Genomic DNA, 13,068 nt, shown 5'->3' on the forward strand with positions numbered 1-13,068 from the left:
GCGGGGCTTGCGTGTGGGGGAACGCGCGCTGAGGGGGTAGATGGTTGCTTGATATGGGTCAAGCCTTGGGCGCAATTGCCCCTGCATTGGCGCATTGGAAGTTCCTCAAACAAAGCGCAAAGCCCATACTGAGAAGCACTACATTCCGTTACCTGGGGCGTTGGCTGGTTTGCAACCGCCGCCACCGCCGCACGCTTTGCATGACACATTGGCTCCATCGGCTGCGCTTGGCGCACAAGTTCTCTATTCTGGGTCTGATCGCTTTGGTGATGACCGCTATTCCACTCGCTTTGTACGTCGAGGATGTGCTGACGGAGTTGCGCCAGGCGCGCCAGGAAGCCCTGGGCATGCCCTCGCTGATGGCCGTCAATGCTGTCGTGCAACGCCTGCAGGTGCACCGCGGCACCTCCGCCGCCATGCTGGGCGGCGACAGCACCATGGCTGCGCGTCGGCCTGCGATCCGCGATGCCGTGAATCAGCATTTGAACCAAGCCCAGGCCGCGCTGCGTGAGGCCGAGGCGCCCAGCGCCTTGCAGCAGCAACTGCAGCAGCTGGTGACAAACTGGCAAAGCCTGGAAAAAGCCGTGGACAGCCGCAGCATTGCCGCGCCCCAAAGCATGGCGCAGCACACCCAGCTGGTGGGCCAGCTGCTGCATCTGAATGAGGAGCTGCTGCACGCCTACAGCCTGAGCACCACCCCGCATGCCGACAACCAGGCGCTGATCCAGGCCGTGATGATGCAGGCCCCGCAGCTGACAGAAAACCTGGGCTTGCTGCGCGGCCAGGGTGCAGGCTTTTTGGCCCAGGGCCAGTTACCCCCTGAAAACCGCGGTGCGCTGCGGGCGCTGCAGCGCCGCGTGGTGGAGGTACAGGCCGCAGCGGGCTACTCCATCCAGCGCGCCATGGAGTTGAACGCAGACTTTCACACGCGCATGGCGCCGCAGGTCAAGCAGGTGGCCGCATTGACGAATGAGAGCCTCCAAATGGCCAAGGAGCAACTGATTGAAGCGCCTGAGCTGACGCTGGCCGCCCCCCTCTTCTTTGACACGCTCACACGCACCATTGAGGCCGTCAATGCGCTGGTGGCCGATGGCTCTGCACTACTGGCTCAATCGCTGCGTGACGAAGAGCGGGCGCACCGCCAGCAGCTCATCACCGTGCTGGCACTGATGGCCCTGGCGCTGCTGCTGGCCTTGGGCTTGGCGCTGGCATTTGTGCGCTCTGTCACCGTGCCCTTGCGGCAAGCCGTGCAACTGGCGCAAGCGGTTTCGGAAGGTGATTTGAGTGGGAGCGACAGCCCCGTGGGCAGCAACGAAGTGGGCGAGTTGCTGCAGGCCCAGTACGCCATGCGGGCGCACCTGCGCCCCATGGTGGCGCAGGTGCGCAGCGGCGCCGACAGCGTGGCGCTGGCCAGCGCGGAGATTGCCCAAGGCAATATGGATCTGTCGGGCCGCACCGAACAGCAGGCCAGCGCGCTCGAAGAAACCGCTGCGTCCATGGAGCAGCTCAGCGCCACGGTGCGCAACAACGCCGACAACGCCCGCGAAGCCAGCCTGCTGGCCGGCGCGGCGCGCGATGTGGCGGTGCAGGGCGGCGATGTGGTGGCCCAGGTGGTGCAGACCATGCAGGGCATCAACGACAGCAGCCGCCAGATTGCCGACATCATCAGCGTGATCGATGGGATTGCCTTCCAGACCAACATCCTGGCGCTCAACGCCGCCGTGGAAGCTGCGCGGGCGGGTGAGCAGGGCCGCGGCTTTGCCGTGGTGGCCAGCGAAGTGCGCTCGCTGGCGCAGCGCAGCGCCGAGGCGGCCAAGCAGATCAAGCACCTGATCGACACCAGCGTCTCGCGGGTGGGTGAGGGCAATGTGCTGGTGCAAAAAGCCGGCCATACCATGGACGATGTGGTGACGGCGATCCAGAAGGTCAACGACATCATGTCGGCCATCAGCAGCGCCAGTCAGGAGCAGGCCAACGGGGTGGCGCAGGTGGGCGAAGCGGTCACGCAAATGGACCATGCCACGCAGCAAAACGCAGCCTTGGTCGAAGAAATGGCGGCGGCCGCCAACAGCCTGAACCTGCAAGGGCAGGAGCTGGTGCGCGCCGTTTCGCTCTTCCGCTGGGAGGGCAGTGCAGCCAGCGACGCCGTGCGTGGCCGATCTTCCGGCGCAGCGCAGCGATAAAAAAAGGAGCCACAGGGCTCCTTTTTTGTGGCGCGGCAATCTACGTGGGTTCTCGTTAATGAGAGCGGCTAGCGCAGGTTGTATCAGCCATTGCAAGCCAAAACATGCGGAAAACCTTTCAATGCAAGCGCTGCCTGCTCTTGATTTTATAAAAGCCTAACGCTTTAAATAGCTCTTGAGGTAGTGGCCCGTGTGGCTGTCTGGATGGGCCGCCACCTGCTCAGGGGTGCCGGTGGTGACCACGTAGCCACCGCCTGCGCCGCCTTCGGGGCCCATGTCGATGATCCAGTCGGCGGTTTTGATCACGTCGAGGTTGTGCTCAATCACCACGATGGTGTTGCCGGCATCGCGCAGCTGGTGCAGCACTTTGAGCAGCAGCTCCACATCGGCAAAGTGCAGGCCGGTGGTGGGCTCGTCCAAGATGTAGAGCGTGCGGCCGGTGTCGCGTTTGGACAGCTCTTGCGCCAGTTTCACGCGCTGGGCTTCACCGCCCGAGAGCGTGGTGGCGCTTTGCCCCAGGCGGATATAGCCCAGTCCCACATCCAGCAGCGTTTGCAGCTTGCGCGCAATGCTGGGCACGTCTTTGAAAAAGGCGTGGGCGTCTTCCACGGTCATGCCCAGCACATCGGCAATGTTCCTGCCCTTCCACTGCACTTGCAGCGTTTCGCGGTTGTAGCGCTTGCCGTGGCAGATGTCGCAAGGCACATAAACATCGGGCAGAAAGTGCATTTCTACCTTGATCATGCCGTCGCCCTGGCAGGCCTCGCAGCGGCCGCCGGCCACGTTAAAGCTAAAACGCCCGGGGCCGTAGCCGCGCTCGCGGGCGGTGCTGGTCTCGGTGAACAGTTCACGGATGGGGGCAAACAAGCCGGTGTAGGTGGCTGGATTGCTGCGCGGTGTACGGCCAATCGGCGCCTGGTCGACGTTGATGACTTTGTCGAAGTACTGCAGCCCTTCCAAGGCCTGGAAGGGCGCCGGTTCCGTGCCTGCGCGGTGCAGCTGGCGGGCAACTTCGGCGTACAGCGTGTCATTGACCAGGGTGGATTTGCCCGAGCCAGACACCCCGGTCACACAGGTCAGCAGGCCCACGGGGAATTCCACCGTCACCGATTGCAGGTTGTGGCCGCTGGCCCCCACCACACGCAGGCTTTGCAGGGCGTGGTGGTGGGTTGCGGCTGCAGTGCCGGGCACCGACGGAAAGCCGCCTGCGGGCTGGGCGCTGGCATCCTCCACTTTCACGGGCAGCCAGGGCGTGCGCTTTGGGGGCACCGCAATGCATTTGGCGCCACTCAGATACTGGCCCGTGGGCGATTGTGGGTTGGCTTTCACCGCCTCGAACGTGCCCATGGCCATGACTTGGCCGCCATGCACCCCCGCGCCGGGGCCCATGTCGATCAGGCAGTCTGCGGCGCGCATCATGTCTTCGTCGTGTTCCACCACGATCACGCTGTTGCCAATGTTGCGCAGGTGCTGCAGCGTGGCAATCAGGCGGTCGTTGTCGCGCTGGTGCAGACCAATGCTGGGTTCGTCCAGCACATACATCACGCCCGTCAGGCCACTGCCAATTTGGCTGGCCAGGCGAATGCGTTGCGACTCCCCCCCCGACAGCGTGTCCGCGCTGCGGTCCAGGCTCAAATAGTTCAGGCCCACATCCAGCAAAAAGCGCAGGCGCGCGGCGATCTCGTGCACCACCTTCTCGGCAATATCGGCTTTGTTGCCTTGCAGTTTCAGCGTGGTGAACCATTGGTGCGCCTGCGCCAAGGTGCTCGCGTTGACTTGGTAGATGGCACGCGATTGCGCCCCTTCACCCACGCGCACAAAGCGCGCTTCGCGGCGCAGCCGTGTGCCCTGGCAGTCGGGGCAGCAGCGCGTGCTGCGCAGGCGGGCCAAATCATCGCGGATGATTTGCGAGTCGGTCTCACGCAGGCGGCGCGCCATGTTGGGAATCACGCCTTCAAACACATGTTCGACCACCGTGGGTTTGCCATCGCCTTCGTAGGTGAAGGCAATTTTTTCACTGCCAGAGCCCCAGAGCACCACTTTTTGTACCGCCGCTGGCCAGCTTTCAAACGGGGCCTCTACATCTTGGCCGTAGTGCTGGGCAATGCTTTGCAGCAGGGTGAAATAGGTGCTGTTGCGGCGGTCCCAACCGTGGATGGCGCCATTGGCCACGCTGATCGAGGGGAAAGGCACGACCTTGTCGGGGTCGAAATCATCGCTCACCCCCAGTCCATCGCAGGTGGGGCAGGCGCCCATGGGCGAGTTGAAGGAAAACAGACGCGGCTCCAGCTCTTCCAGCGAATAGGTGCACAGTGGGCAGGCAAAGCGGCTGCTGAAGACGTGCTCTTGGCCCGAATCCATGTCCACGGCCAGCACCCGGCCGCTGGCGGCTTCGCCCCCAATGCGCAGGGCTGCTTCCAGGCTTTCGGCCAAGCGCTGGTGCAGATCAGGGCGCACCTTGATGCGGTCCACCACCACGTCAATGTCGTGCTTTTGGTGCTTGTCCAGCGGTTGCAAATCCGCCGCATCCACCACATTGCCGTTGATGCGAAAGCGGATATAGCCTTGCGCCTGCATTTGCGCAAACAGGTCGGCAAAGTCGCCTTTGCGGCTGCGTGCCACGGGGGCCAGCAGCATCAGCTTGCAGCCTTCTGGCATGGCCAGCACGGCATCTACCATCTGGCTGATGGTCTGGGCCTGCAGGGGCAGGTCGTGTTCGGGGCAGTAGGGCGTACCGGCGCGGGCAAACAGCAGACGCAGGTAGTCGTTGATCTCGGTGATCGTGCCCACGGTGGAGCGCGGGTTGTGACTGGCAGCCTTTTGCTCGATCGCAATCGCGGGGGAGAGGCCCTCAATCAAATCGACATCGGGCTTGTCCAGCTGCCCCAGAAACTGGCGCGCGTAGGCCGAGAGGCTTTCCACGTAGCGCCGCTGGCCTTCGGCATACAGCGTGTCAAACGCCAGACTGGACTTGCCGGAACCCGACAAGCCGGTGATCACCACCAGCTGGTTGCGGGGAATGTCCAGATCAATGTTCTTGAGGTTGTGCGTGCGAGCGCCGCGAATGCTGATGCGCGGATGCCCCATGGCTTGGCCCAGGTAGCGCCCTGTGGTGTCTGGCGCATCTGCTGGCAGGGAAGGTGTCGAAGCTGCAGTCACGAAGGAGCGAGGTGTAAGGGAAAAATCATCCATCATAGACACTTGGCCCAGCGCATGTGTAGCAGCGCTGCGCCCAATCACCGACAATAAGGGCTTGCTGCAGACCGGGCGTGCTCGGTCTCGCAAGCCGCCCCGTGCGGCTTTTTTGTGCCGTCCCCTTCTTGGTTTAGCGCGTGTCCCAAGCCCACAACGAATCCCTTTCTGCCACCCCCCAAGCTGCGGCCAGCAGCACGATGACCTCGCAAGAGCTGCGCGCCAGCGGCAGCTTGGCGTTGATTTTTGCGCTGCGCATGCTGGGGCTGTTTTTGGTGCTGCCGGTGTTTGCCCTGGAGGCCAGCAAGTACCCCGGCGGCAACGATGCCGCCATGGTGGGGCTGGCGATGGGGCTGTACGGGCTGACGCAGGCCGTGTTCCAGCTGCCGCTGGGCATGGCGTCCGACCGCTGGGGGCGCAAGCGCATCATCGTGGGCGGGCTGGCGGTGTTTGCGATTGGCAGTCTGGTGGCCGCGCTGGCAGATTCGCTGACCGGGCTGATGGTGGGCCGCGCCCTGCAAGGTGCGGGCGCCGTGTCGGCCGCCGTGACGGCGTTGATCTCCGATTTGACCCGCGACAGCGTGCGCACCAAGGCCATGGCCATGGTGGGCGGCTCCATCGGCTTGATGTTTGCACTGGCATTGGTGCTCAGCCCCCTGCTGGCGGCATGGGTGGGGCTGTCAGGCATTTTCGGGCTGACGTTTGCCCTGGCGCTGGCTGGCATTGCGGTGGTGCTGTGGGTGGTGCCTGCTGAGCCTGCGCAACAAAGCAACGCCCCGCGTGGCCGCCCGGCAGAGTTGCTGCAGCACAAGGACTTGCTGCGGTTGAATGCCGGGGTTTTCATCTTGCACACCGTGCAAATGGCCATGTGGGTGGCGGTGCCAGCCTTGCTGGTGTCTGCCGGGCTGGCCAAAGACGGGCACTGGAAGCTGTATTTGCCCGCAGTCGTGCTGTCGTTTGTGGCCATGGGCGGGCTGTTTTCCATGGAGCGCAAAGGCAAGCTGCGCGCCGCGCTGCTCGGCGCTATCGGCCTGGTGCTGGTGGTGCAAATCGGTCTGGGTGCTGTGGCGCAGGCCAGCAGCCAGCCCCCGCTGGCGCTGATGGGCGTGCTGATGTTCTTGTTCTTTGTCGGCTTTAACGTGCTGGAAGCCAGCCAGCCCAGCCTGGTCTCGCGCATGGCGCCCACCCATTTGCGGGGCGCGGCTCTGGGGGCCTACAACACGCTGCAGTCGCTGGGCCTGTTTGCCGGGGGCTTTTTGGGCGGCGTGCTGGCCAAATGGGGCGGCATGCCTGCGCTGTTTACCGCCACCACGGGGCTGATGGTGCTGTGGCTGGTGCTGACTTGGCCGCTGCGCCCGGTGGGGCGCCACGGATAATTCAAAAACCCCAAAAACCATAGCTGCCAGCGCTTGCAAATAAATAACTTCAAGATAAAAGCGCCTTGAAGTTGTTGAAATAAGAGCGCTATCAGCTATTGTTTTTTAGTCATCCGTCGCTCCAGCACCACGCGCTGCATGCGGGGAGCCCGTTCAAACTCAATCGGCGTGCAGGGCCTGAAAACATGCGTTAAGCTGCCTCTCCTGCGGCCTGTCGGAGGGGCTGTACTCACTTGATTTGGTTCGGGGCCTCCCCTTTATCGCCTGAACTACCAGCACAGGATTTTTCACCATGGCATCCGTCAATAAAGTCATCATCGTTGGCAATCTGGGTCGCGACCCTGAAATGCGCACCTTCCCCAGCGGGGATCAGGTGGCCAACGTCACCATCGCCACCACCGACCGCTGGCGCGACAAAAATACCGGTGAGAACAAAGAATCCACCGAGTGGCACCGCGTGGTGTTCAACGGCCGTCTGGCCGAGATCGTGGGTCAATACCTGCGCAAGGGCAGCCAAGTCTATGTAGAAGGCAGCCTGCGCACCCGCAAGTGGACCGACCAAGCCACCGGTCAAGAGCGTTACGCCACCGAAATCCGTGCCGACAGCATGCAAATGCTGGGCAGCCGCCAGGGTATGGGCGGCGGCCAGCAAAACCAAGGCTACGGCGATGACGCCGGTTATGGCGACAGCGGTGGCTACGAAGCGCCCCGCCGCCAGGCACCCGCCCCCGCAGCGCGCCCAGCGCCTGCCCAGCGCATGGCACCGCCCGCGGCGGCCCCTGCACCCATGGCGCCACCTCCCCAGCGTGCTGCGTCGGGCTTTGACGATATGGATGACGACATCCCCTTCTAGAGGTCACCTTTCCTGATTCGTTAACAAAAGGCCTGTGAGCTAATATTCACGGGTCTTTTTTTATTGTTAACATTTTTTGTGCTTTTGATTAGAATGCGTTTATTGAATACTTTTTAAAAGTGTAAACATGGCAGCTGGTTATCGTGTTAAGACCATAAAGCTTGAGTCTGGTGAGCGGCTGCCGCTTCTGTTGAGCAAAGAGACGGGTTTGCCTCTTTGGGACCCTACGTTGTTCATCCTGACAACTCTCCGTGCAACTAACTTAGCAGCCAATACGCTGGAGCAAGCAGCAAGAGCTGTCATGGTTGCTCATCAGATTTTTAGCTATCTTGGTATCGACCTCAACGAACGGATGTTGAAGGGTCGGCTCCTATCTTTAGCGGAAATTGAAGCACTTGTGAAGTTGGCTGCACTGCGACAAGAAGAGCTAGACGCTTTGCTAGAAACGCAAACTACTGAGAAGAAGACTGCTAGGGTGGCTTCGTTTAAGAGGGTGACCAAGCGTTCTGTAAGCAAGGGGCCTAAAGGGGTTAATTCGGAAACGAAGACTATTCGACTCATATATATACGCAATTACATCGGATGGCTCGTTTCAGGTCGACGATTGAAGCTGGACGTAAATCACAAACACTATGAAGCATTAAATGAAGCTGCTCAGGTCGTAATCGGCAATATCAATGAACGCATCCCTGAGCGGGACTTTGAGTCTAGTGGCCGTCAAGGAGTTAGTCCTAAAGTCAGAGCTCGAATACTCGAAGTCATTGAGCCTGATAGTCCTGAAAATCCGTGGACAAATAAGCATGTGCGAGCTCGCAACCAGCTCATCTTCCTGTGGCTGCTTTTCCTCGGTGTTCGTAATGGCGAACTGCTCAGCATTTATGTGCAAGACGTCAATCTTCGCGCTGGAGAAGTGGCTGTAGTTCGGCGTCCTGATAATCCAGAGGAAGTGCGTAAGAACGCTCCGTTGGTCAAGACAAGGAGCCGCTTACTAGCACTTGGTCCAGAGTTGTCTGAGCTCACAAGGGCTTACCTCATCGGACTAAGGTCCAAAATCAAAGGTGCTCGTCGGCACCCTTATCTATTCGTTGCGACAGGAACGGGGTTGCCACTATCGCAGCCAGCTCTCAACAAACTCTTTCGGGAACTGAGAGGCAAGATACCTGGACTGCCCGACGACCTTTCACCTCACGTTCTCCGTCATACATGGAATGACGATTTCTCAGCACTTATGGATGAACGTGGTGTGCCTCCTGAGGAAGAGGAAAAAATGCGGCGCCAAGCAATGGGCTGGTCGCCCAACTCCAAGATGGCCGCTACATATACAAAGAGACATGTGCAACGGAAATCCAATGAAGCTTCTCTTGCAATGCAAGCTAAGGCATTCACCTCTAAAAAGAAAAAGACCTCATGATGCTCAATTCTCTTGCTGCTGAAGAGCGCAACGAATTCTCACAACTGCCCCTACTGCCACTGATAACCACGAAATCCGGTGTCTCATTTGATGCAGCAGCTGATATCTGGGCATACCAAGATGGTGTGCACAATACTTACCTGGATTTCACCAAACTTACAAACTCATCCAAGTCTTTTCGGGAATATGCAAAGCGTGTACTGTCGTGGTATGCGGAGAACCGCTCGCCGGACCATCTAAAGAATATGTTTCAGCGGCTTCAGCATTTCCTTCGAGCTTCAAATCATGAGATTTCGAGAATTAGTGCGGTGGACTTGCTCAATTACAGAGCAGGATTAACTGAGTCGACAGCTTGGTACCTCGGAACTTTCGCAGGATTTTTAAGAAAGTGGAAGAAATTGGGGTACCCAGGAGTCGACGATGATGCGGAATTGCTGCTCAAGCAACTACGCGTTGAGGGGAATGCTAAGGGTGTCGCTGTGCTTACATGGGACGTCAATGATGGACCGTTAACGCACATAGAAACAGAAGCACTTAATGCAGCATTGAACAATGCTTATGCTTGCGGTGCCATGAGCATGGCAGATTATGTACTGTCGTGGTTATATGTTCTGTTGGGGCAGCGAAACACGCAGCATGCGGCTCTGAAAGTTTGCGATGTCCAGTTGAATCAAGATATCGATGGTACGCCTAAGTATTCAATACTGATGCCGAGTGCAAAGAAAGGTACTACTTCGCCTCGAGCTAGATTGGTAAAGCGCCCTCTTAACGAGCAATTTGGCGAAATTCTCGTTGAATACGCTGAAACCGTTCGAGCTAAATTTGAATCAATACTACCTGACCCGACTCAAGCTCCCTTATTCCCAATTTCGCGGATTGTACGAAGGTCACCAGGCTTCGAATTTCATAGAACTGCTAATGATATTGGTCAAATCACTGCGCACGTATTTGACAGTCTTGGCGTTATTTCAGAACGAACTGGTAAGGCAATCAATATCAGTGCCACTCGCTTTCGTCGAACTATCGGTACTAGAGCGGCGGAAGAAGGATATGGTCCATTAATTATTGCTCGTCTTCTAGACCATGAAGATACACAAAACGTGGGTGTGTATTCTGCTAACTCGCCTGCCATCATCGAACGTATCGACAGGGCCATTGCAATGGAGATGGCGCCTCTAGCACAAGCATTTGCAGGAACGTTGGTGGATGGTCTCGCCGAAGATAGCTCACGGCGCATCATTGATTTACGGGTCGACCGCAGCAGAGCCCCAATGGGTGACTGTGGCAAACATGGTTTCTGTGGCTTTAGCGCCCCGATTGCCTGCTACACATGCTCAAGCTTTGAAGCTTGGATAGATGGTCCTCATGAGGCAGTGCTGCAGCATCTTTTGCAGCAGCGCGACAAGCAACTGAAAGTCGCAGATAAGCGCATTGCTTCTATCAACGACAGGACTATCTTCGCGGTAGCAGCAGTGATTCAGGCATGCAACGAGGCCAAACTCAAACTTCTTCCTTCAGAAAACAATGAGGGTGGGATTCAATGACCAATATCGTTCTCTTCAAACCCCGGCGAGAGTTGAGTGCTGAGCAAAACTTGGCCGCCTTTGTATCTCTTTGCAGAGACGAACTGACCATATTTGGCGCTGACCTAGAGTTCGAAAAGATGTCGTGGGACATTAGCAAATACGTGAATCTCAAAGGTAAGACAAATGCTGTTCGTGTAGTTTTCAGTTCTTGGGAAACTGCTAACGACAAAAATCCTGGCCCTTTGCCCGAGCCATATGGTGCATTTGCAAAGGCATACTTTCGGTACCAGCATGGGTTTAAACCGACAAAGTCCACGGGCTCTCGTATTGCTGCTATTCGCGCGTTGGGTGCCGCTTTAGCAGAGCGAGGTATATCCAATCCAGCCTGCGTTGATACGGGAACGCTAAATAGAGCGGCCCAGCTTATTCAAGCTAAGTACAGTGAATCTGCGGGGTATCGTAACGGCCAACAGCTCGAAATGCTTGCGTCTTTCATGGATGACAACCGTTTATCTGCTGTTCCGCTGCGCTGGGCTAATTCGCTATGCCGTCCAGCTGAGGTGGGTGGGCGAGTGGGTGAGGAATTTGACGCGGCTCGGCAAGACAAACTACCTTCACCCTTTGCACTCGACTGTTTGGCAAGAGCGTTTCGAGCTGCAACTGAGCCTGCTGACTTAGTCGTTACGGCGGTGTCTGCAATCATGTGCTCAGCTCCAGACAGGGTCAATGAAGTGCTAGCCCTGCGAGCGCAGTGCGAAGTGCACAGTAAAAAGCCTGATGGAGAAGCTGCTTACGGCTTGCGGTTCTGGCCATCCAAAGGAGCAGAACCAATGGTAAAACCGGTCGTTCCTTCAATGTCTTCAGTGGTACAAGAAGCCATTAGAAGGCTAGATATAGCCTCTCGTGAAGCTCGAGCCGTAGCGCTTTGGTACGAGGAGAATCCCACTTCGATTTTCCTTCCATCGCATTTGGAGCATCTAAGGGGTAAAGACCTTTCCATGGCGGAGCTCGGTGAAGTGTTATTCGTTGAAACACCTCCTCGAACAGGACCGAGGCAGTGGTGTGTCGATAACAACGTACTTACCGAGATTCGAGGAAAAAAACTTTTCGCAAAGTTTTCGGATGTCGAAGCGGCGGTGCTGAAGGCTTTGCCTGAGGGCTTCCCTTGGCTGGACGTTGACCGTGGGTTGCGATTTAGTCAGGCGCTTTGTATCACACGTCGTAATGAATTGCACAAGGTTAAGGGCGCATTCCGAGGAATCATCGAGGCGCTGAACCAAGGATTTATCTCTACAGGTCTGGGCAATCGCTCTAAGCACGGATTTAAGTCTGTCTTTGAGAATTTAGGCTTCTTTGAGGCCGATGGTTCTCCGGTTGTCATTCGCACACACCAGTTTCGTCATTACTTAAACACGCTTGCACAAGCTGGCGGAATGAGCGAGCTCGATATCGCTAAATGGTCAGGTCGTAAAGATATTAGGCAGAACGCCGTTTATAACCACGTCTCTGACCGAGACGTCCAAGCACGCCTCAGTGAAATAAGGGAAGATGCAAAAAAGCAATCCTCGACTGAGTTGACCCCTCAGGTGCGCATCAGCCTCGTTCCTCGTGAGAAGTTCAAGGAAATGGGAATTCAGGCTGCTCATACGACAGACTTTGGTATGTGCGTGCATGACTTCGTGATGTCCCCTTGTTCTCTGCACCAAGACTGCATCAATTGCAACGAACAAATTTGCATCAAAGGGGATAAGTTTGGTGAGGCTAATACGCGGGCTAAGCACGAAGAAACGGCGTACCTCTTGTCGGAAGCACGAGCAGCGGAGAACGAACAAATTTATGGTGCATCCCGATGGGTCCAGCATCAGCAGTTGACGTATGACCGGCTTTCTGAACTCGTCGCTATTCTTGACGACCCTAAAGTTCCGAAGGGTGCTCTTATTCGTCTCACGCACATCAAACCCGCTTCTCGGCTTCAGCATGCGGTAGAAGCTCGCAAAGCTATTGAAAGCCGTGTCAAGGAGCAGGGCTTGTTGCAGTGGACCGTTGAAGAGTCAAAAAGCAATATATGAGAAGAGCAAAGAATTTATCTGATGAGGATATCACCAAGATTGTTGGCATCCTTGATGGATGGTCGGGAAAACTGACTTGGGACTTGCTTATTGAGGCGGTGGAGAGACATCTCTTCGCACGCTATACACGCCAAGCATTACACAAGCATCCTCGGATTCAAGATGCTTTTGAACTGCGTAAGAAAGCTCTATCTGCAGATAGTGACCGTCCACAGAAACTAGCTTCTACGCCAGAAATGCAGGCTGCGCTTGAAAAAATAGAGCGCTTAGAAGCACAGGTGCAGCGTATAGAAGCTGAGAACAACCGGCTTTTAGAACAGTTTGCACGATGGGCCTATAACGCCAACATGAGAGGCCTTGAGGAGGCATTCCTTAACTCTCCGCTGCCCGATGTGAATCGACGGTAGGGCGTGTAAAAAAGTGACCGACCCACTAAAAAATTGAGTTCTTAACTCCTA

Annotated in this window: 8 protein-coding genes; 7 read left to right on the forward strand and 1 reads right to left on the reverse strand. The window is 57.2% G+C overall.

The genetic code is table 11. The features are described from left to right. Positions 1–200 precede the first annotated feature (200 nt). Positions 201–2,183, forward strand: coding sequence for a methyl-accepting chemotaxis protein (locus QEP12_RS06130; protein WP_284213688.1), 1,983 nt, complete (start codon positions 201–203; stop codon positions 2,181–2,183). 156 nt (positions 2,184–2,339) lie between these two features. Here the strand turns inward: QEP12_RS06130 and uvrA are convergent, their stop codons facing one another. Further along, positions 2,340–5,270 (reverse strand): excinuclease ABC subunit UvrA, encoded by a 2,931-nt coding sequence (uvrA, locus tag QEP12_RS06135; protein ID WP_284213718.1) that lies wholly within the window; start codon positions 5,268–5,270, stop codon positions 2,340–2,342. 305 nt (positions 5,271–5,575) lie between these two features. On the opposite strand from uvrA, the gene QEP12_RS06140 reads away from it, so the two are divergent. From QEP12_RS06140 to QEP12_RS06165, 6 genes are all read left to right on the forward strand, one after another. Then, positions 5,576–6,751 carry an MFS transporter gene (locus tag QEP12_RS06140; RefSeq protein ID WP_284213719.1) on the forward strand — a complete coding sequence of 392 codons (1,176 nt, stop codon included), beginning with the start codon at positions 5,576–5,578 and terminating at the stop codon, positions 6,749–6,751. 292 nt (positions 6,752–7,043) lie between these two features. Next, positions 7,044–7,604, forward strand: coding sequence for a single-stranded DNA-binding protein (gene ssb / locus QEP12_RS06145; RefSeq protein WP_219163171.1), 561 nt, complete (start codon positions 7,044–7,046; stop codon positions 7,602–7,604). A gap of 127 nt (positions 7,605–7,731) precedes the next feature. Further along, positions 7,732–9,015, forward strand: a complete 1,284-nt coding sequence (locus QEP12_RS06150) for a tyrosine-type recombinase/integrase (RefSeq protein WP_284213689.1) — start codon at positions 7,732–7,734, stop codon at positions 9,013–9,015. After that, a complete protein-coding gene (locus tag QEP12_RS06155) occupies positions 9,012–10,559 on the forward strand; it encodes a site-specific integrase (RefSeq protein WP_284213690.1) in 1,548 nt (515 codons plus the stop codon). Before QEP12_RS06150 ends, QEP12_RS06155 begins: the two co-directional genes overlap by 4 nt. Beyond that, positions 10,556–12,610 (forward strand): integrase, encoded by a 2,055-nt coding sequence (locus tag QEP12_RS06160; RefSeq protein ID WP_284213691.1) that lies wholly within the window; start codon positions 10,556–10,558, stop codon positions 12,608–12,610. The genes QEP12_RS06155 and QEP12_RS06160 overlap by 4 nt, the downstream gene beginning before the upstream one ends. After that, positions 12,607–13,017, forward strand: a complete 411-nt coding sequence (locus tag QEP12_RS06165; RefSeq protein WP_174864243.1) for a hypothetical protein — start codon at positions 12,607–12,609, stop codon at positions 13,015–13,017. The genes QEP12_RS06160 and QEP12_RS06165 overlap by 4 nt, the downstream gene beginning before the upstream one ends. Positions 13,018–13,068: the final 51 nt, after the last annotated feature.

It is taken from the genome of Comamonas jiangduensis, from assembly GCF_030162955.1.
Lineage (GTDB): Bacteria > Pseudomonadota > Gammaproteobacteria > Burkholderiales > Burkholderiaceae_C > Comamonas > Comamonas jiangduensis.